This is a genomic window from Legionella lansingensis (assembly GCF_900187355.1).
Lineage (GTDB): Bacteria > Pseudomonadota > Gammaproteobacteria > Legionellales > Legionellaceae > Tatlockia > Tatlockia lansingensis.
The window spans coordinates 895,152-915,168 of sequence record NZ_LT906451.1 but is presented as its reverse complement, the minus strand read 5'-3'; the positions used below and the strand labels follow the sequence as shown (position 1 = coordinate 915,168).

Sequence of the window (20,017 nt, the reverse complement as noted above, 5' to 3'; positions counted from 1 at the left end):
TCAGGCTAAGAGTTTAAAAGCACTCTCCTTCGCAGAAGTCAAAGGTCAAAAGAGGTTTCTTTTTTGAATCTTTGATAGCAAAGAGGGAGAGATTTTCATAGAAATCATTCAAGAAATGCTTTAATCGATAAGGAGACATGAGGGCGATAATCAATCCAGTAGCCTTGGAACTTAGTTGGTGACAGGCTTTATAAAAAGAGAGTTGTTTGCCTTCTATGTTGCGCATGGGATTGCATAGCAAAAACAAAAGCATCATTGCAATAAACTTACCATAGGTTTCAATAATCACTCGAGCAAACTTTTTAGTTTTGATAGAGTCAATATGCATTAAGGATTTACTTAATTTAAAGAGGAGTTCTACCTGCCATCGTAAAGCATACGTTTGATGAATTGCTTTATTATTGATTTGAGTTTCAGAGGTATTGGTAATATAAATAGACCAACTTTGTAAAGCCAACGATTCCTGGTTTGGTGTGGAACCACGGCGACGATGATCTTTTATAAGTCTTCTCCGCCTTTGCTCGGCAATGACTGGTGGTAATCGTTGAGCGACCAAGCGGACAGGAATTTTATGCGTTGCTCCCATAAGGACCTGCTGAGAAAAGAATGGTGCAGCATTCTCCAAGGTAACGAGTAAATCAAAAGGTTTCTTATCTTGTGTTAGAAGTTTAGTTCCGGTGAGCAAGCGGCTTATGAAGAAAGCGTTTTCTTCCATAATTTTCTTAAACGTGTTCAGTTTAAAATAACCTAAATCCATTAAATAAAGAGCTCCTTTTTCAATAGTATTAAAATAATTATCAAAGCCCTGATCGTTATCACAGCCCGAAGTTAGAGTAAGCTCTTTTATTTGTCCACCAAGATAATCAAACATCATTTGGATTTTCATAGCGGAACTGGATGCGGCTCCGCCACTGCCTTTAAAAAGCTCATTCAGCGCCTGATGTAAGGATATAGTACTGCTATCAATGATGTTAAGGCTACTAAATTGCTCCAATCCTTGGAGTTGAGGTAACTTTTTCATTTGAAAGTGCTTTAAACAGAATAATGAAAAGGCTTTAAGAAATCCGGCTGTTCGTTCGTTAAATCGCTCATGTAATGATTGTTTTTTGATATAAACTTTTTGCGTTTTTACCAATCCACAGAAAAGTTCCAAATTAAAATGTTCTGAAAAACAGAGCGTTATCAATGATTTTATAAAAACACTAGGTGTCAATTTTGAACGGCGTTTCTGAAAACCTGTTTCCTTTCCTATCCGATCCGCTTCATAAGTAAAAAATTTAAAGATTTCTTGAGGAATATTTGATAGGGTATCCAGCAGCATAGAGTCCCTTTTGGTTGTTTTCCTGGCGGGAAAAAATTTAAAAGGGTACTCTAGCTTTTTTTATTATTATTTCAATAAGTTAAACAAACAATTTCTTTCTTAGCCTGACGGCTATGGGCCAAGGCCCAACCTACTCCCAAACAATGGTATCGGGCTGCGTGATTGCCCCTTGAATCACATCATGATAATTTGTTTCCACGAGACGTCGTTTAACTTTGAGAGTTGGTGTTAGAAATCCGTTTTCGGTGGTCCATGGTTTTTTGGCAATAATTACATGACTGATTTTTTCATAACTCGCAAGTTCGCTATTAACTTTTCGCAAATTTTCCTGCAGACTTTGTTTAATATTTTCCTTACTTTGCTCCTGTCCCGATTCACTCAGTGTAATAACCAAAACATTGTTTGGTAGCTCACGGCCCACCATGCAGAGTTGCTCGATATCTGAATTCATCGCAAATCGTTTCTCTATAGGCGCAGGGATAATAAATTCGCCTTTCTGATTTTTAAAATTCTCAGAAAGGCGACCCACTATTTTTACATTATTGTTTTCATCCAATTCAGCAATATCGCCAGTATGTAACCAGCCATCCTTGGTTAAAGCTGCACTCGTTGCCTCTTTATTCTTATAATATTCCTTCATCAAACATGGCGATTTAATCATTAACTCATTTTCGTCAGCTAACTTTACTTCAACTTGCAGTCTTGGGGTACCAACATAACCAGGGCGGCGCTTATCAAGCATCGAGAATGTTGCATAGGCTAGATTTTCCGTTTGACCGTAACCTTCCTGGATCTTGATATCAAGCTTGTCAAAAAAATTAAGAATGGACACAGGCAGATGAGATGCGCCCGAAAAGCAGTTGGTGCAACGATTTAAACCTAAATGATGTCTAATTTTATTTTTAATTAAACTGGAAATAAATGGAATTTTAAGAAGGATATTTAGTCGTGATGGCGGTAATTTTTGTTCAATCTTCTGCTGAAAAACGCCCCAAATCCTAGGGACAGCCGCAAAAAACGTGGGTTGTACTTCTCTTAAATTATCGGCAAATTTATCAAGGCTTTCTACGAAAGAAACATCAGAAGGGATAGTTATACTCCCTAATTGGATGGCAGAACGCTCATACACATGAGCCAAAGGCAAATAAGACAGCAGATGATAATGGTCAAGCACACGTATACGTTTAATATCTTCAGGAAACAAGGATAAGTAATTAGCGGTTATTCCATGAGTATATACAGCACCTTTGGGTTGGCCGGAAGTGCCAGAAGAATAAATGATCGTGTATAAATCATCTGGAGAAGGTAGGACAACCTCTTGCAGCGGCTCTTTGTTAAGAACATCTGTCCAGAGATAAGTCGTATTAAGATTATCATGATAACCAAAACTCACTGTGATAAAATCTTGCGGAATATAGCCACGTACCCGTTGATGATCATCAAGCTTCCCCACAAACACCAACTTAGCTTCAGCATGCTCCAAGACATATTTGATGCTCTCTTGATGCTGATTAGCGAATAAAGGAACACTCACCATACCTGCCAAGCTAATACCAAAATCCGTAATGAACCATTCCGCACAATTCTTTGAAAAGATAGCGACATGATCCCCTTTTTTCAGACCAGCATCCTGCAGAAAACGCGCTACTTGCCTTGCCTGGCGAATCACTACCGCCCAGCTAAACTCATGCCACCGTCCCTCGCGAGGTTGCCTTAGGTAAATTTTGTCACCCCTTTGTTTTTCATTTTCTAACAAAAGTTGATTCAGTGTTCTTGTTGGTGTCGTCATGGCCGTCCTTTAGAAATTTTTAAAGTCATATCAATTTAATAATAGTATTCAAGGGGATAGGTTCCAGTTGGATCCACTTAAAAGCTTTTCTAGCAGCTCTTATGCCAGTTCATATGCTAAGCAACTCATCTCAACAAAAATAGGCACAGTTTTTGAATATTAAAACCTCGATCGGCAAGTTTTTAATTTGACAAATCAAAACCGAATTACCGTGGCTTGACCACGGGTAATTCGATGTTCTAAAAACCAAAGCAATTAAATAGGATTATAGAAATGAAAATAAATAAAACACTTATAAAAATTTTTCCCTTGATTCTTTATGCCATTATTTCAATTTATCATAGTGCAATTACTCTGTATTAGAGTTTGGCAATGTCCTGGGAAGTGAATAACTAAAGCTTTGCAATATCTAATGGAATGAGGAAAAGAATTGTGTTCTCTTTTTTAAATTTAGCCTTGCCTGTTTTCTGATTTAATTCACCATTTAATTCGAAATCATTATCAGTGATAAGAGCAATGTGTTTCTGATTGACGAGAGCAATCCCTTCTATTTTTTTGTTCTTAATGCCCAGAGCGGCTAAATTCAAAACTTCTTTTTTGCTAACAGTACGCACTCCTGCTTGTTGTAGCTGAATACTCTCTAAGTTCTCTGCATTTAGTGATGGAGGTTGTTTATTTGCTTGTATATTAGTAGCATTTGCAAGATCAATGAGAAAAATTTTCTTTAAAACACTTTGGCCTTTTCGACCATTTTGCTCAATCACTAAAAAACGGTTGCTACCAAGAGCAGCCATGTCTCCTATGGAAGCGGATGGCTCCTCAAGTATATATAAGTACTGCCCCACCGTACGTCTTTTTTTGGTATCGAATTCAATAATGCGAATCATTTTGGATTGTTTGTTGTTGTTCTTTTTATTCAGAGGACCTTGCAAGATAGCAAATAATTTATCTTTATGAAGTGCTATCCCCTCAAAACCAAAATTTGGTTTTATCTGTGTAATCATCTTTGGTAATCCTGCTGCCGGGGTAAACAAAGCTAATAATTTTCCTTGGGAAGAGAAATACATCAAAGAAGGACCGTACTCATCTCCCATCCAGTAACCACCGTCAGCTGCCATATCAATACTCTCTAAATCCATTCCTTTCTTATCAAACGGCAACTTTTTACCATAAAGATTGACTGGGTGTTCCCGAGTTCTCATTGAAGGTAAGCCCGTTAACAGTTGACCGTTATCAGACTTCAATGGAATTTGTTTAATAATTTTTAGTGTTTTCGTTGGGGGGTCAACTTCCAAGAAGATTAAGCGTGGATTAAACTCCGGCAACATAAAAGGTCGCATTAAAATACCTTTTTTGTAGTAAGCATGTGGATTAGGACCACGATCAGTATGGGTAACAAAAATCAACTTGCCATTCTTTTTGCCTACAAACCTTAAACCTGAGAACCCTCCTAAATGTATTGGTTGACCTGCTCTAGTTACACCAAGTCTTGGCGGATTGAGTAATTCATATTTCGCTATACTTTGGTTCTGCGCAGTCTCAGAGATCGTTTGACTACAGAGAGAGGTCGATAAGAGTAAACTGAAAAAAAGAACTGTGGATTCTAATTGTTTTATTTTTAATACTGAGTTTCTCATTAAATCATCCTTGTCTATAAACCCCTCACCCTACTCTCTCCGAGGGGAAAAATGCCTTTTTGTGGGAGAGATCGACGCCTATTTTAGTTTCGATTACTTGTTTTGAAATTGATTCTTTTGCGTTTCAAATATATAATAGAGCAAATTTTGTACTTATAGAGCAAACTAAACCATGCACAAAATCATCCACGCTTTTTTAAAAACCCTGTTTTTACTTCCCTTGATCTCATCAATGGCTTTGGCAAACCCCGGTATCGTGGTATTTCAAAGTGATTTTGGTGAAAAAGACGCTGCAGTCAGTGAAGTAAAAGGAGTGATCTATTCCGTAGATAGATCGCTTCTTGTCTCTGATTTAACGAATGAAATTCCACCCTTTAACATTTGGGAAGCTGCTTATCGTCTTTATCAGGCTGCTCCATATTGGCCAAAACAATCTGTATTTGTTAGTGTTGTCGACCCCGGTGTAGGGACAAAGAGACGATCTGTCGTTGCTCTAACAAACAATGGATTATATATTGTCACACCAGACAATGGTACTTTAACTTTAATTGATGATATTTACGGCATAAAAGAAGTCAGACTCATTGATGAAACAAAGTATCGCTTGATGGGCTCTGAGAAATCCTATACTTTTTATGGCAGGGATGTTTACGCTTATACTGCTGCAAAATTGGCCTCCGGTAAAATTTCGTTTGCAGAAGTCGGGCCCATATTAAAGGAACCTATTGTAAAACTGCCCTATCAAAAACCCACGATAGAGAATAATGTTTTGCGGGGCACCCTTGTCATCCTGGACCCACAATACGGGAACATTTGGACTAATATCGATAAAGATTCAATGAAAAAATATGGCATGAAGGTCAATGAACGTTATCAAATAAAGATTTATCACAAGCAAAAAGAAAAATATGCCGAGATCCTGTCTTTTCATCATACGTTTGGCGACACAAAGCCAGGCACTGATTTACTGTATTTAAATAGTTTGCTTAATCTTGCTATCGCCAAAAATCAAGGTAATTTTGCCAAGCTACACCATCTTGGTTCAGGGCCCGATTGGCAAATCAGTGTTGAAAAAGTTAAATAGCCTAACGAGTACCACCAATTGTTAAGGCATCAATTTTTAATGTGGGTTGGCCAACGCCCACAGGGACAGATTGCCCATCTTTCCCGCAAACACCAATACCACTATCCAGGGAAAGATCATTGCCCACCATACTGATCTTTTTCATAACGTCTGGGCCATTGCCAATCAGTGTTGCACCTTTCACAGGCTTGGTAACTTTTCCATCCTCAATGAGGTAAGCTTCACTAGCTGAGAAGACAAATTGACCGGAAGTAATATCGACTTGGCCTCCTCCAAAATTAACAGCGTATAAGCCTCGCTTAACAGAACGAATGATTTCCTCAGGATGGTATTTACCAGCAAGCATATACGTATTTGTCATACGAGGCATAGGTACATGGGCATAGGATTCTCGACGACAATTTCCCGTAGGTTTCATACCCATTAATTTGGCGTTAAGTTTATCCTGCATATAATTCACTAATACACCATCTTCAATCAGCATTGTACATTGAGCAGGAGTACCTTCATCATCAATAGTGAGCGATCCACGTCTGTCTTTTAACGTTCCATCATCAACAACAGTTACCCCTTTTGCAGCAACTTGCTGTCCCATACGACCTGAAAATGCAGACAATCCCTTACGATTAAAATCACCCTCTAAACCATGACCTACAGCTTCATGCAACAAAACACCTGGCCAACCCGGACCTAAAATCACAGGCATGGTTCCAGCGGGAGCATCTTGTGCTTCAAGATTAATCAAGGCTTCACGCACAGCCTCTCTGGCATAATTAAGCGCTCTTTCTTTCTCGAGAAAGTAAGAATAAGCAACGCGACCTCCGCCCCCAGAGCGAGCTGATTCTCTGCGACCATTCTTATCTTCAACAATAACACTGACATTAATACTTACTAACGGTCTTACATCAGCAATCATGTCACCATGCATACCGGCCACCATCACGACCTCATAGCAACCGCTTAAGGACGCATTAACTTGAATAACCCGTGGATCTAACCGTCTTGCTTCTTTATCAATTGCTTCCAATAACGCAATTTTCTCTTGCTTGCTCATGCCTTCAATGGGATTTAACGGCGCATATCGACTAATCGGAGCTCCCGCTATCTGAATCGCTTGTGCTGGTTTGGTTCCAACGAAAGCGATGGAACGGGCGGCATCAGCAGCCCTTTGCATGGCAGGTAACAAGATATCATCACAATAAGCATAACCTGTTTTATCACCACTAATAGCGCGAACCCCAACCCCACGATCAATGGAATAACTACCACTTTTTACTTCTGAATCCTCCAAATACCAAGATTCATAACTACTGCTTTGGAAATAGAGATCAGCATCGTCTACGTGATGCGTTATCATCGAACGAATTAATTTTTCTAAAGCAAACTCATCTAATAATGCGGGCTTTAATAATAAATCTTTGGCAATGCTTAATGCCTGAGTCATAATTTTACCTTTTCAATGTCTAATTTTAACCTGTGCACCTCTAACCTACCAATATGCAACTTTTCGAATCCCCGTGGCTTGATTGACCATGGGGTCCATGATTGCACCTGGTCATGGATACCGCGGTCAAGCCGCGGTAATTCGCCGCTTCGGAAAGTTACACATCACATTAACTTTATTTTATCAAATGAGGGAGCACGTGGTGTTCATTTGATGGGAATTGTTGGCGCAGTTGCTCTAACCGTCGTAAATCAATTTCCGCAGTAATCAGACCAATACCCGTTTCTTGTTGCGCTATTATCTTCCCCCAAGGTTCAACGATCATACTGTGCCCATAAGTATGGCGTCCATTTTCATGTTGTCCACACTGATTAGGGGCAACAACATAACATAAATTTTCAATCGCTCGTGCTCGCAACAACACTTCCCAATGTGCAACCCCCGTAATTGCAGTAAATGCGGATGGTACGACAAACAATTCAGCACCCCTTAATACTAATTGTCGATACAATTCTGGAAAACGCAAGTCATAGCAAACTGTCAATCCCACCCGACCAACAGGAGTCTCCGCAACAACAACGTCATCCCCTCTTTCGATAGTAGAGGATTCTTGATGCACCTCTTGTTCAGAAACGCACACATCAAACAAATGAATTTTATCGTAACGAGCAGCACATAAACCTTTATTATCAAACACTAAACAGCTAGAGCGTACGTGCGCCTTTAATCCTTTTAAGGGTAAGGTTCCAGCAATAACCCATAATCTATATTCCTTGGCCCAGCGACTTATATGCTCCTGAATTTCACCTGTACCATATTGTTCCGCTTTCTGTAGTTTATCCTTTTCGCTCTTGCCCATAAAAGCAAAATTTTCAGGCAAAACCAGGAGATCAACACTCTCGTCTCTCGCTTTAGCAAAAAAAGGCTGAATTTGTTTTAGATTCTTTGCAATGGACGTTGAAGAGGTCAGTTGTACTGCAGCAACTTTTGCCATAACTAATCCTTATGGTGTAAAATAATGTTCATTATCTGTGATTAGTTTGGCAGGTTTCAACAGACCACTAACTTTTCTGTTAAAAAATGATTAAGATCATGAAAGAATCTTGCTAGTTAATTCACCTAGTTATAGACTTGAAATTAAAGCAGCACACCCACATATATGCTAAACTAGCAATATGAATAATCTGGAGCTATTGCATGAACAGAAATGATGTCACCTTGTTAAGTCAACGAAGTCAAGCGGTACTTGCCACCAATAAAGTTTTGCGCAATACCTATCTTTTACTTGGCATGACTTTTATATTTAGCGCACTAACAGCTTATGCTTCCTTTGCCTTTAATGCTAAACCCCTCAACCCATTGTTCCTTATTGTTGGTGTCTATGGTTTGATGTTTCTTACGCATGCATTAAGAAATAGCGCTTGGGGCTTGCTAAGTGTTTTTGCTTTTACTGGTTTCCTCGGTTATACCTTAGGGCCTGTTCTTAATTTTTATATAGCGAATTTCTCTAATGGCCATCAACTGATTGCAACCGCTTTAGGTGGTACAGGCATCATCTTCTTTGCTTTATCCGGATATGCGCTCACTACACGAAAGGATTTTAGTTATTTAGGTGGTTTCCTGTTCGTGGGAGTCATGGTAGCTTTACTGGCGATGATTGCAGGGATCTTTTTCCAAATGCCAGCTTTGCAATTGGTTATTTCAGCAGCATTTGTGCTGATTTCTTCTGGTTTGATTTTATTCCAAACCAGTGAACTGATTCATGGCGGTGAGACAAACTACATTTCAGCAACTGTTTCCTTATTCGTCTCCATCTATAATTTGTTCGTAAGTCTGTTAAATTTATTAAGCGCATTCTCAGGCCGCGACTAAAATCATCTCCTCAAACTTGATCCCGGTTTATACCGGGATTTTTTCTACCAAACCAAACTTTCGTCCAATGGTACTACTATCATTCCTCTCTTTGTTCCCAACTTGCCTTAGAGCGAAACAAGTCAGCCAAATCATGTATCGAGCGTGTGATAGGGTAATTAAGGGTAAAAATTTGGCGCATGCTTTGATAATAAATGCCTAGTGGAACAGGAAAATCAGGGAAATTTAAACGAGTCAAACGCATTGCCGCCAGAAAATTGCTCGGATCATGTAGATAATTTTCTTTGCCATGATATTTAACTCGCTGCAGATTTTCCCCTACTAGGGTTAAAGCCTGCTGCTCATCGTCAAACACCAAGGGTTTGCCCTCCTCCAAGAGGATGGTTTGCGCATTGCGATTTGCTTTTACGGCAAACGCATCAAAGGCACCGTTATTAAAAATATTGCAGTCTTGGTAGATCTCAACGAAAGCACATCCCTCATGTTCATAAGCTTTCTTAAGAATTAAGGCAAGGTGATTAGGATCTTTATCTACAGCGCGAGCAACAAAGCTGGCACCGGCAGCCAGAGCGAGGGATAAGGGATTGATAGGCTCATTATTAACACCGTGCGGAGACGTCTTGGTCACTTGTCCCTTTTGCGAAGTCGGTGAAAATTGTCCCTTTGTCAAACCATAGACTTGGTTATTAAACAATAATATTTTGACATTTACATTGCGTCGTAAACAGTGGACCAAGTGGTTTGCACCAATGCTTAAAGCATCACCATCGCCAGTGATGACCCAAACAGTTAGGTCGTCACGCATGGCTTTCAGTCCAGTTGCAACCGCTGGTGCTCTTCCGTGAATGGTGTGGAAACCATAAGCATTCATGTAGTAAGGCAATCTACCCGCACAACCAATGCCTGAAACAAACACATGTTTCTCAGGTGGTAAACCAAGCTCCGGTAAGAGTCGTTGCAAAGCAGCCAATATCGCATAATCTCCACACCCTGGACACCATCTTACTTCAGTAGAATTGGTAAAATCTTCACGTTTATACTGGTTCATGATTTGTTTCCAATTTGATAGCTTTAACCAAACGACTGACTGTAAACGGTTGACCTGAGCACTGATTGATTGACTTGGCATCCACTAAATAAGTCGCGCGTAAGAGCTGACACAACTGACCTGAATTAAGCTCGGCAACGATAATTTTGTTAAATCTGAGCAATAACGTGATTAATTCTTGTGGCAAGGGATTTAGATAGCGCAAGTGGATGAAAGCAATTGCAATTCCTTCTGCCTGACACTGATTAACCGCCGATTTAAGACTACCATAAGTACTACCCCAACCCATTAGCAAAATAGTGGCATTCTCATCCCCTTCGATTTCCAAAGAGGGGTATTCTCGTGTCATGCCAGCCACCTTGTCACCACGAAGCGTCACCATCTTTTGATGGTTCTCTGCATCATAACTAACTCTCCCCTCCTCCCCTTGCTTCTCTAGACCTCCTAGTTGATGAATAAATCCAGGGGTTCCAGGGATATTCCAACTGCGAGAGAGGATATCATCACGTTGATAGGGCTTAGGAAAACGATTGAAATGGATAGCAGGGATCGATAGCGATTCAATGGCAGGAATCTTCCAAGGCTCAGCAGCATTGGCAAGATAGGCATCGAGCAACACAATCACCGGAGTCATATATTTTATGGCTAAAGTAAAAGCCTCCAGAGTAGTATTGAAGCAATCAGCAGGGGATTTGGCCGCCAGAACAGGTAATGGTGCCTCGCCATGCCGGCCATAGAGCGCTTGACGTAAATCGCTTTGCCCCGTTTTCGTTGGTAAACCAGTGGAAGCTCCTGCACGCTGTACATCAATTAAAACCAATGGTAATTCAGCCATCACTGCAAGCCCTAAGCTTTCTGTTTTTAAATCGAAACCAGGACCAGACGTACATGTTAATGCCAAACGGCCGCCATAGGCAGCACCAATACAGGCACAAATCGCAGCAATTTCGTCCTCAGCTTGTAATAATTGCACCCCAAAATCGCTCAATTTTGCACACTCATGCAAAACGGCAGACGCCGGTGTAATCGGGTAACCAGACACCAACACAGGTGTTTCTGTGCCCGCAGCCATTGTTGCAACCGCCAAAGCGACCGCTTCAACACCCGTTATCTGCCTGTACTCACCATTCTTACGATTTACCTGACCTAACATAAATTGACGACGAGTTAATTCCAAGGTCATAGCATAGTTATAGCCTGCTAAAAGCGTTAACTTATTGGCCTTAGCAATTTGCGGATTGGCTTTGAATTTTTTATTAATAAAGTCAATACAATTCTCTGTCGGTAAATCGAATAGCCACAGCACTAACCCGAGAACATAGAAATTTTTTGCTTTCTTCGACTGGGCATGATTGATATCTAATGCCTCAATGGCCTTTAAGGTCAGCGTAATGAGAGGCAAAGAAACAAGTTGGTAATGCTCCGCCACATTATCAAGAAAATCTTTCGTTAAACCTGCTTTTTGCCAATCCTTCGCTTGAAAGCTATCCTCATTGACTATTAATAAACCACTTGGTTTTAAATGCTGTAATGAATGTTTCAAAGCAGCGGGATTTAATGCCACCAATACATCGAGCGTTTCGCCAGCCGTAAAGATGGCTTGTTCTGACATCGCTAATTGGAAACCGGATACTCCTGCAACAGTTCCTGCGGGTGCTCTGATTTCCGCAGGGAAATCAGGAAGTGTCCTAACATCTTTACCCGTAAGTGCTGCGGTGATGGTTAGCTGCTCACCAATAAGCTGCACCCCATCACCGGAATCTCCCGTTAACCGAATAACGATTGCGTCAGTATTTGCCATAGCTCCTTGCTTCCAACATGAGTTGGCGCATGTGTCTTACCGCCTCCTTAAAACCAGAAAATAACGCACGAGCGATAATGGCATGGCCAATGTTTAATTCACGTACTTCTTTAATGGCGGCTATAGGTTTTACGTTATGATAATTCAAACCATGGCCAGCATTCACAATCAAATTGAGACTTGCAGCATAATTTGCAGCTTCAGTGATCCGGTGCAATTCATGCGCTTGTTCTATTGGATTGGTAGCATCAGCATAGCATCCTGTGTGAATTTCAATAACACGAGCACCTACATCAACTGCAGCCTCAATTTGCTTCCTATCCGGATCAATAAATAAAGAAACTTCACTACCAATAGCCTCCAAGCGTTTTACTGCTGCAGCAACAGCATGATGATGACTGATGACATCTAGCCCACCTTCTGTGGTCAATTCTTCACGCTTTTCAGGAACCAGACAAGTGTGTTCTGGTTTGATTTCTTCAGCAAAATCGAGCATCGCATCGGTGACTGCCAACTCAAGATTCATCCGTGTTTGCAATACAGCCTTGATGAGTCTGACATCACGCGCTTGGATATGGCGCAAATCCTCACGCATGTGCAATGTAATACCATCAGCACCAGCTTCCTCGGCTTCTATAGCAGCTTGTACTGGATCAGGGTAACGTGTTCCTCGTGCCTGACGTACGGTTGCAACATGATCAATATTTACACCAAGTAAAATTTCATTCGTCATAGGGGTTCACCATGTTAAAAAATAGTGCCAAATTATGACCTGAAACCTGGTTTCCATCTATAGTTGACGCTAATCATTTTTTCCTTTGAACCTATCTCAGATTGATAAATACAAGCGATTTACATGCCAAAATTTCATTGAAACTTTGAACGTCGAAATACGGTATTGTATAGTTATTTCAAATAATTAAAGAACCATAAGTTATGGCCTCTCCTTTCTTAAAGTTTCTTGTTTTCTCCAAACAGTCTTCTCTTAAATTTGTTTTCATTGGATTGATAACCATCATTTTTCTTTGGGTAAGTAATTGGCAAAATATTCAAGATGCCATAGAGGGTCGGTACTATGTCTATGATCAAGATGCTTATATGCATTTAGTGATTGCAGCGGATTTATTGCATACTAGAGATTGGCATCAACATTTCAATGACCGATTAAATACACCTTGGGGAGCTGATACTCATGGCTGGACAAATGTTGTTACTGCCCTACTAGCAGGCGGAGCATGGTTACTTGGCTTCTTCATGCCGCTGTCCTCTGCTCTTTATCTTTGGTCTTTTGTTCTGCCGATCATTTTTTATGCCATCGCAGCATGGGCGATGTTATGGGTCATCCAGGCATTGCAACCGACAAGCTATCAACAATTCTTTGTCTTGGCAGCTTTTCTGTTAAACCCATTTATGAATTCCTTTTTCTTTCCTCTTCGGGTTGATTATGATTTTTTGTTAATCACGTTAAGCATTATTTATTGGGGGTTTTTATTAAGATTTCTTAAGAGCGACAATACCAGGTTGGCGATTATCACTGCTGTTATTGCAAGTTTAGGCACATGGACAAGCATCAGCTTTATTTTGCTAATATTCTTAAGCCTAGCTTTTCTGTTTTATTATAGTTTAATCAAAAAAGAGATTCGACAACAAAGTCTAGTTGTTTATTTGATGACATTATCTCTCTGTTTCGTTGTGATTATTCCCTTTGAACATCGTCATTTTTTTAGCATTGCTCATGACATTCTCTCCATCGTGCATTTGACTCTTTTGCTAATGTTAACTTTGACTCTTGTCATTTATGCCAGATGTTTAGAAGAAAGGCGTGTGGCGGCAAAACTTATTTTTATTTGTGTCGCATTGGTGATTATTTTCTTGGTTATGAATGCTCTATTTCCAGGATTTTATCGTGGCCCATATAATGAAGTGGATCCTTACCTATTACGACATTTCTTTCCTGTACTCTCAGAGTTTTACTCACCTTTTGCTGTTGATCGATCTCTCGCATTAGCCATCCTCTGTTATTTTCTTATCGGTGCTGGTTATTGCTACTATCTCTATTTATCCTCTGAACTTTCAATTCCGAAACGATTGTTTTTGTGGGCTGCCTTCACAACCACGTTGCTTACAGTGTGTATGTATCGCTGGGTGGAATATGCCACTCCTATCAATATTCTATTGGTATCTTTTCTAATGAAAGATATTAAAAACACTTCATTCTTGTTCAGGTTATTCGCCTTTATTCTTATGGTTTCTTTACCGAGCCTAATCTTATCGCTTGCTAGAGATTATTTTTCAAAGCCTGAGCAAATTTGCCAAGAACAATTTTACTCAATGTTAAATAATCGTTTTTTGGGAAGCCCACAGTTTAAGCAAGATAAGAGGATTTTCGTGCATAGTAACTATGGTCCTTTACTCCTTTATTCCACTCCCTTTTCCATCGTTGCCAGCAATGATCATCACAACCCGCAAGGACTTAAAGACAGTATTCTTTTCTTTAAAACGAATGAAGCGAAAGCAAAAGACATCGTTTTGCGGCGACAGATCGATTTAATTCTTCTTTGTCCGATAGAGTTCTCAACGAAGTTTAATCCGGATAAAGCTTCATGGCTGCGCCAAGTACCCCTTCCCAAGGAGTATTCACAATGGCGGCTTTATCGGAGATTCGACACTAAAAATGTCAATTGACGTGATTTCTTATAAGGAAGATTTATTTTTATGACGCATAAACAATGTGCGAGATTTTAATTCTCTTCCTTCCAAAAGATGATCGATGGCCTGGCGCATGATAAATTTTGCTGTCTTCAGCACATTGATGTCATCCAGATATCCTTGCGCGAACGCCAAAATATCCTTCCCAGCTAAACCTGCTATGGCAGGCAGAAAACCTTCACTTACTATAAATTGATAATACTTATCTTCGGTAATCAAGTTCGTGGAATGCGCTTCTTTTGTTAACGAAACAGCTTGCCCACAAGCAATAAGCAAAGCCCATTCAAAACGCCTCAGTAAGGCTTCTATTGCCAAATTATCCGTAGCAACGCTTAATCCTCGAAGTGTTTCTATATAGGTATCAAAAAGGAGAGGATGGGGATCGATAGGACTTAGCGTATAATACAGCAACTCATTCATATAAAGAGCAGCAAAAAGCGCAAACCCTTTGATGTTGACCGGTAAAGAAGTACTTTCAACTTGGCGACTGTAGTACCATTCCTTTCGCACTTCTAAAGCTACCCACAAAGGAGTAAATGCTTGTAAAATAGCTTGCTTTTTCGGTGCTCTACCCCCCTTACACAAACAATTTATCACCCCTTTTTCCCGGGTAAAGAAAGTCACACGAACACTGGTGTCCCCAGAAGGCCGTTTGTGCAGAATCCACGCTTCGAATGCTTCAACTGTCATAACCTAATTGCTTCAACATGCGCTCATCATCAGCCCAACCCGTTTTTACTTTACACCAACATTGTAAAAAAACTTTTTTGCCTAGGAGCTTCTCCATGTCCAAACGAGCACTGGTGGCCATCTCCTTTAACTTCTGTCCTTTATCGCCGATGATAATGCGCTTGTGATTTTCTTTTTCAACCAAAATCAGAGCATGAATCCTTACTAAATTGCCTTCATCTTTGTAGGATTCAATTTCCACAGTCGTTGCATAAGGTAATTCCTGCCCACAAAGACGGAAAATTTTTTCTCGGAGTAATTCCGCACATAAAAATCGTATAGGACGATCGGTAAATTGATCCTCTGCAAACAAATGTGGTCCCTCAGGCAAATAGGCTTTTAGTTCTTGTTCTAAGTTATCCACTTGGGCACCGGTTTTAGCAGAGATGGGGATGATTGCAGCAAAATCATGACGTTCGTTCAATTTTTCTATCCAGGGTAATAGTTGTGATTTGTCAGGAATTTTGTCCACTTTGTTAATTAATAAAATACAAGGTACTTTGGTTTGCTTGATGAGGTGTAAAACGTATTCATCTTCCTCATTCCAATGAGTCCCATCCACAATAAAGGCAATGACATCCACATCACGTAAGACAGATTTGGCGGTCTTATTCATCATACGATTCATTACTTTTTTTGAGCCCTGATGAAGACCTGGGGTGTCCACATAGACATATTGATAGTCGCCAATCGTCTGGATTCCTAATAGGCTATGCCTAGTTGTTTGAGGTTTGCGAGAGGTGATACTCAATTTTTGTTGCAGGATGCGATTTAATAAGGTTGATTTACCCACATTCGGTCGACCTACTAGAGCAATATATCCACAATAACTTGTCATTAACAATTAGTCCTGTCTATTTTTGATTCATTTTAACAGTCCATCTGTTTGATTGCCAGCAGAACACTGCTGCGACAACGCGGGAATTCGGTGTTCTGAAAAGTCACGCAATAAAAACTTGAAGATTAAGTACGAAACCTTGTAGTGTTAATACAAAATGGAGATCAGCCGTTAGATTATGGTCGAGACTAAAGTTAGAAGGAAACACTCACAACCCGTTATCCCCTTGCAAGTTAAACCGCATGCTCATCAAGGAGTACCAACCATTACTGGCTCCGCTATTAGTCACCAGGCCGGAACAGTGTTGTATGGCTACTACAGCATGGATTATAAACTGCCCGGTAATGATTATTTGCGGATTTTTGCTAATCACAACAAAAAGAACATTCAATTGTTCCTGCTCACTCACGATCCTGAAAAATTGAAACGTTTACCAGGAGCGCGTCCAGCCTCTTTAGTTGCAGATGCCATGAGTAATATCAATCTTTATCGCATTCGCTCGGATCATTATGAAAAACCACGCTCACTCGAACAAGACGCTAAATATCAGCTTGCTACTAACTGCATCACTCAACTTGCTCAACTTCTCAGTCAAGAACGAGAATTAGCTAGTAATGATTGGGAAGGTCAAGAAACCCTGCGGACAAAAGTGATTGCTATTATTGATAAATGTCTTGGTAAAAATTTATTGATTGCCATACATCCTACTGTTTCTGCAGGTTATTTCGACACACTGCTCTATGAAGCTCGAAAGAAAGTACAGCATTTTCAATTTAATCGTATGTATCCCGTCTGTAGGCTTGACCAGCTTGATTTTAGTAAACAGCACGACGCTGAGGTTTTTGTATGGGATAGTGAGCTGCATATTGGTCAAGACGAGGAAGCATTGAATCATGTTATTCGAGTCATTTGTCAAGAATATGGTCTTACCCCCGCTCCTTCCCTTAGCAATATAATTGCCAATCGATTCGAACGTCTGCAATGGTTTCTGCGCAAACTCTGGCTTGATGGTCGTGATTGGGTCGAGCACTTGCGAAATCCTCGTAATGCAACGCACATCAGTGAAACTGAAACACGAGCAGATGGCTTATCAATCACCAAAATTAAACCCTACTACCTTTTGGATGGTGTTGCGCAAATTGGCTACTCAAAACCAGAAGATATTGTAGCGGCCTTTAGTCGAAGCCATACAAGAAATCATCATAAGGCCGCTTCAATGGAAGAAGCCCTACACTGGTTAGGCGATCGTCCGAATGGAAGTTGGGTTGAATTGCTCGAAAAGCAATTGGTTTTGCGCTTGCATGATGAAATGCTCATTATTAATTATTTTGAAGAGCAAGGATTATTTTATCCTCTTCCGTTTGGAGAAGACCTCTATAAATTAAGCCAATTGGGTAAACATCATCTTTATTTGCCAGAACGAGCAAGTTTACAGCTAAAAGCTTTTTTTTCTCGTTTTCCTATTTTTTTCAGAAACTTATTTTCTAATATCCGGCAATTTACCACGACTTTGTATAAAGAATTTTTTAACTATGTGCACGCCAATCATGATGATGTCAAGTTGCCAAACCAAGATGAAAAACCATCAAAATCGCACCGACTAAGTTATTTACAAGAAGTGTTATATGCCCAAGGTATTCTAAGTAATGGTCAAACCCTGGAAGAATTCGTACAAACTCAATTAAGAAAAAATCACTACGTCATTGTACGCGAAGCTCATCCACCTAGTCCTCCACCCTACGACAACCCGTTTCATCGTTCTTTGGAAATCTTACGGCATATCGGCGGTTTTTTTGTTGACACCAGCGAGAAAAACCCCATTCTTGGCACACTGGCTATGGCTGCCTATGCTTATGGCGCAGGAGCTGTGATTGCCCCTGAGGCGCTCACTTCAATTTTAGTTAAATTGCATCTCAATGGGCTTATCCATGGGATAGAGCCTACCCAAGCTCTTGCAAAATGGATGAGCCATGGCACCACTTCTGAAGCCATTTCAGCGGCAGTTACCTATTGGCAAGCCATTGTTGTTGGCGGTGATCTTGATCAATTTTTTATTAAAGCCGTTGACTTATTAAAAGAAAAACCTGCTGAAGTCGCTATTGTTGTCGCCCTTGCAATCAGTTTGGGTTACGGCTTGTGTAAAACCATACCTCGTCTTGGAAAGGAAATGGGCGAGTTCCCTTATATCAATTATGCGGCCTTAGGGGCTAAAGGCGGGGCAGCTATTTATGATACCGTCATGCACCCAGGTGATGATTGGCTTCTTGGTTCAATAAAATGGTTTCTCAAGGGAGCCCTTACCTTGGTAAAACTCATCGCAGGCCCCTTTGTTGAAGCCTATTTTTATGGCTATCGATCGGGCTTTATCTCGGGTTGGAAAAAAAATAGCAAATTATTGGTGAAGACGGGCAAACAATTTGCAGCAGCAGTTGCTGATTTCTTTCTAAGCTTGGCAACTGTGCCCTTACTTGAATTAAGCTCTCTTTTAATTCATGTTCCTTTTCGTGGGATCACAAAATTGGTAAGCAAGGCTTTAGTTATCGCAGGCCATTGGCAAATCATTGGGGAAATGCTCACGCAATTTGCTAATCGCCCCAGCAGCTGGGGGTATTTACCCGGATTTCGCTTATCTCCACTCTACGGCTTTAGTAATCCGTTCGGTAAATATGCCGAGAATAAATTGGCAAATGTTTGTCTAAATTTACTCGGGTTATTGGTTTTTCCACCTTTGGCAGTTATAAAAAACGTCCTCTTATTACCAGTCCTCGATCTTATAGCATTTTTCGTTCGTTTAACTTTTACGCTTTTGGATCCCATAAGTAGGGTAGTCGCTTACATCTTAGGATCCACATTGTGGACAGGGGGTATGATATGGGACAACTCCCTCGGGCGTGTCCTACAGTTTACAGCTTATATCATCACCCTAAGCAGCAATGCGTTGGATAATTTTGCCGGTCATCTGAAACAAAGTGCACTGGCCAAGATACAAACCCATCGTCGCAGCCTCTATCATTGGGCTTTCTCAGATGATGAAGAACGTGCTTTTCATAAGATGAATACGGATACTGACTATTGTCAGGCAGACCCCATGAGAAGCGAGCGCTTGCCTCATACATCAACAAAATGCTTGTTGCAAAATCTACTCAGTTCTTCAAGCGTTACCTTCGCTGCTACAGAGGAAAATCCGAAACATACCAGCTTATTTCACCCTAAAAAAGACGATCCATCTCCCACTCACCTACAAGAAGAGGTAACGGTGGGCAATGCTTTGTAAAAAATTATACTCGCAAACAATGAGACAAGGATTCTCACTCATCGAGCTAATGATTGTGCTGGTCATTATTAGCCTATTCACTTGTTTTGCTTACCCAATCTATCTAAACCATCTTATGCAGGCTCGACGATACGACGGACAAGCTGCACTTTTTGATTTAGCTAATCGATTGGAGCATTACTACTCTGAGTATCATAGCTATGAAAAAGCCTCTCTAGGGACCGGTGAGGTTACAGATATAAAAAACGATAATCTCTCCGCACAAAAGTGGTATTGTTTAAAAATAAGCTCACAAACACACACTGCTTATAGTCTGCAAGCAATCCCCAGAGGTGCCCAGACTAAAGATAAAGACTGCCAAAGTTTTACTCTAGATAATTTGGGTCATAGAGGAATTGCTCCTGGACCACATGGTGATCCCTTAAGGAAAGCAGATGAATGCTGGTGATTAATTGGGCTAACTGAAACTAT

The 20,017-nt window shown here is 40.5% G+C and carries 15 protein-coding genes; 5 read left to right on the top strand and 10 right to left on the bottom strand.

The window, feature by feature from the left end; translation table 11 throughout:
- Positions 1 to 13: 13 nt before the first annotated feature.
- From CKV79_RS04255 to CKV79_RS04245, 3 genes are all read right to left on the bottom strand, one after another.
- Positions 14 to 1,321 carry an IS4 family transposase gene (locus tag CKV79_RS04255; RefSeq protein ID WP_095141691.1) on the bottom strand — a complete coding sequence of 436 codons (1,308 nt, stop codon included), beginning with the start codon at positions 1,319 to 1,321 and terminating at the stop codon, positions 14 to 16.
- A gap of 130 nt (positions 1,322 to 1,451) precedes the next feature.
- Complete coding sequence (locus CKV79_RS04250) at positions 1,452 to 3,110, bottom strand: AMP-binding protein (RefSeq protein WP_028372847.1); 1,659 nt, start codon at positions 3,108 to 3,110, stop codon at positions 1,452 to 1,454.
- Positions 3,111 to 3,502: 392 nt separating this feature from the next.
- Positions 3,503 to 4,747, bottom strand: a complete 1,245-nt coding sequence (locus CKV79_RS04245; RefSeq protein WP_028372848.1) for an esterase-like activity of phytase family protein — start codon at positions 4,745 to 4,747, stop codon at positions 3,503 to 3,505.
- Positions 4,748 to 4,919: 172 nt separating this feature from the next.
- Here CKV79_RS04245 and CKV79_RS04240 point away from each other — a divergent pair, with 172 nt between their 5' ends.
- Positions 4,920 to 5,831, top strand: coding sequence for an SAM hydrolase/SAM-dependent halogenase family protein (locus tag CKV79_RS04240; RefSeq protein WP_051546116.1), 912 nt, complete (start codon positions 4,920 to 4,922; stop codon positions 5,829 to 5,831).
- Position 5,832: 1 nt separating this feature from the next.
- Here the strand turns inward: CKV79_RS04240 and tldD are convergent, their stop codons facing one another.
- Complete coding sequence (gene tldD, locus CKV79_RS04235) at positions 5,833 to 7,275, bottom strand: metalloprotease TldD (RefSeq protein WP_028372850.1); 1,443 nt, start codon at positions 7,273 to 7,275, stop codon at positions 5,833 to 5,835.
- A 175-nt stretch (positions 7,276 to 7,450) separates the two neighbouring features.
- Positions 7,451 to 8,269, bottom strand: a complete 819-nt coding sequence (locus CKV79_RS04230; RefSeq protein WP_028372851.1) for a carbon-nitrogen hydrolase family protein — start codon at positions 8,267 to 8,269, stop codon at positions 7,451 to 7,453.
- A gap of 203 nt (positions 8,270 to 8,472) precedes the next feature.
- Between CKV79_RS04230 and CKV79_RS04225 the strand changes: the two genes are divergently transcribed.
- A complete protein-coding gene (locus tag CKV79_RS04225; RefSeq protein ID WP_028372852.1) occupies positions 8,473 to 9,147 on the top strand; it encodes a Bax inhibitor-1/YccA family protein in 675 nt (224 codons plus the stop codon).
- A 79-nt stretch (positions 9,148 to 9,226) separates the two neighbouring features.
- Here the strand turns inward: CKV79_RS04225 and CKV79_RS04220 are convergent, their stop codons facing one another.
- Genes CKV79_RS04220 through pdxJ form a run of 3 tightly spaced genes read right to left on the bottom strand, consistent with a single transcriptional unit; the run spans position 9,227 to position 12,729 of the window.
- Positions 9,227 to 10,198, bottom strand: a complete 972-nt coding sequence (locus CKV79_RS04220; protein WP_028372853.1) for a 2-oxoacid:ferredoxin oxidoreductase subunit beta — start codon at positions 10,196 to 10,198, stop codon at positions 9,227 to 9,229.
- The gene (locus CKV79_RS04215; RefSeq protein ID WP_028372854.1) at positions 10,182 to 11,996 is read right to left on the bottom strand and encodes a 2-oxoacid:acceptor oxidoreductase subunit alpha; all 1,815 of its coding nucleotides are present in this window, start codon (positions 11,994 to 11,996) and stop codon (positions 10,182 to 10,184) included. Before CKV79_RS04215 ends, CKV79_RS04220 begins: the two co-directional genes overlap by 17 nt.
- On the bottom strand, positions 11,983 to 12,729 hold the full coding sequence (gene pdxJ, locus CKV79_RS04210) for a pyridoxine 5'-phosphate synthase (RefSeq protein ID WP_028372855.1): 747 nt from the start codon (positions 12,727 to 12,729) through the stop codon (positions 11,983 to 11,985). The genes CKV79_RS04215 and pdxJ overlap by 14 nt, the downstream gene beginning before the upstream one ends.
- A 203-nt stretch (positions 12,730 to 12,932) precedes the next feature.
- Here pdxJ and CKV79_RS04205 point away from each other — a divergent pair, with 203 nt between their 5' ends.
- Entirely contained in the window at positions 12,933 to 14,681 is a 1,749-nt protein-coding gene (locus CKV79_RS04205) for a hypothetical protein (protein ID WP_028372856.1), read from the top strand.
- Positions 14,682 to 14,690: 9 nt separating this feature from the next.
- Here the strand turns inward: CKV79_RS04205 and recO are convergent, their stop codons facing one another.
- Positions 14,691 to 15,395, bottom strand: coding sequence for a DNA repair protein RecO (recO, locus tag CKV79_RS04200; RefSeq protein ID WP_028372857.1), 705 nt, complete (start codon positions 15,393 to 15,395; stop codon positions 14,691 to 14,693).
- The gene (gene era / locus CKV79_RS04195; protein ID WP_028372858.1) at positions 15,385 to 16,272 is read right to left on the bottom strand and encodes a GTPase Era; all 888 of its coding nucleotides are present in this window, start codon (positions 16,270 to 16,272) and stop codon (positions 15,385 to 15,387) included. Before era ends, recO begins: the two co-directional genes overlap by 11 nt.
- 178 nt (positions 16,273 to 16,450) lie before the next feature.
- Here era and CKV79_RS04190 point away from each other — a divergent pair, with 178 nt between their 5' ends.
- Together CKV79_RS04190 and CKV79_RS04185 are read left to right on the top strand one after the other, a co-directional pair.
- Complete coding sequence (locus CKV79_RS04190) at positions 16,451 to 19,546, top strand: hypothetical protein (RefSeq protein ID WP_035915238.1); 3,096 nt, start codon at positions 16,451 to 16,453, stop codon at positions 19,544 to 19,546.
- Positions 19,536 to 19,994 carry a type IV pilin protein gene (locus CKV79_RS04185; protein WP_081778051.1) on the top strand — a complete coding sequence of 153 codons (459 nt, stop codon included), beginning with the start codon at positions 19,536 to 19,538 and terminating at the stop codon, positions 19,992 to 19,994. Before CKV79_RS04190 ends, CKV79_RS04185 begins: the two co-directional genes overlap by 11 nt.
- Positions 19,995 to 20,017: the final 23 nt, after the last annotated feature.

What these genes read in the sequence shown, in the direction of transcription:
- CKV79_RS04185 (WP_081778051.1), top strand. Translation starts at nt 19,536, where the DNA reads ATGCTTTGTAAAAAATTATACTCGCAAACAATGAGACAAGGATTCTCA.
- CKV79_RS04230 (WP_028372851.1), bottom strand. Translation starts at nt 8,269, where the DNA reads ATGGCAAAAGTTGCTGCAGTACAACTGACCTCTTCAACGTCCATTGCA.
- CKV79_RS04245 (WP_028372848.1), bottom strand. Translation starts at nt 4,747, where the DNA reads ATGAGAAACTCAGTATTAAAAATAAAACAATTAGAATCCACAGTTCTT.
- CKV79_RS04240 (WP_051546116.1), top strand. Translation starts at nt 4,920, where the DNA reads ATGCACAAAATCATCCACGCTTTTTTAAAAACCCTGTTTTTACTTCCC.
- pdxJ (WP_028372855.1), bottom strand. Translation starts at nt 12,729, where the DNA reads ATGACGAATGAAATTTTACTTGGTGTAAATATTGATCATGTTGCAACC.
- tldD (WP_028372850.1), bottom strand. Translation starts at nt 7,275, where the DNA reads ATGACTCAGGCATTAAGCATTGCCAAAGATTTATTATTAAAGCCCGCA.
- era (WP_028372858.1), bottom strand. Translation starts at nt 16,272, where the DNA reads ATGACAAGTTATTGTGGATATATTGCTCTAGTAGGTCGACCGAATGTG.
- CKV79_RS04190 (WP_035915238.1), top strand. Translation starts at nt 16,451, where the DNA reads ATGGTCGAGACTAAAGTTAGAAGGAAACACTCACAACCCGTTATCCCC.
- CKV79_RS04215 (WP_028372854.1), bottom strand. Translation starts at nt 11,996, where the DNA reads ATGGCAAATACTGACGCAATCGTTATTCGGTTAACGGGAGATTCCGGT.
- CKV79_RS04205 (WP_028372856.1), top strand. Translation starts at nt 12,933, where the DNA reads ATGGCCTCTCCTTTCTTAAAGTTTCTTGTTTTCTCCAAACAGTCTTCT.
- CKV79_RS04250 (WP_028372847.1), bottom strand. Translation starts at nt 3,110, where the DNA reads ATGACGACACCAACAAGAACACTGAATCAACTTTTGTTAGAAAATGAA.
- recO (WP_028372857.1), bottom strand. Translation starts at nt 15,395, where the DNA reads ATGACAGTTGAAGCATTCGAAGCGTGGATTCTGCACAAACGGCCTTCT.
- CKV79_RS04225 (WP_028372852.1), top strand. Translation starts at nt 8,473, where the DNA reads ATGAACAGAAATGATGTCACCTTGTTAAGTCAACGAAGTCAAGCGGTA.
- CKV79_RS04255 (WP_095141691.1), bottom strand. Translation starts at nt 1,321, where the DNA reads ATGCTGCTGGATACCCTATCAAATATTCCTCAAGAAATCTTTAAATTT.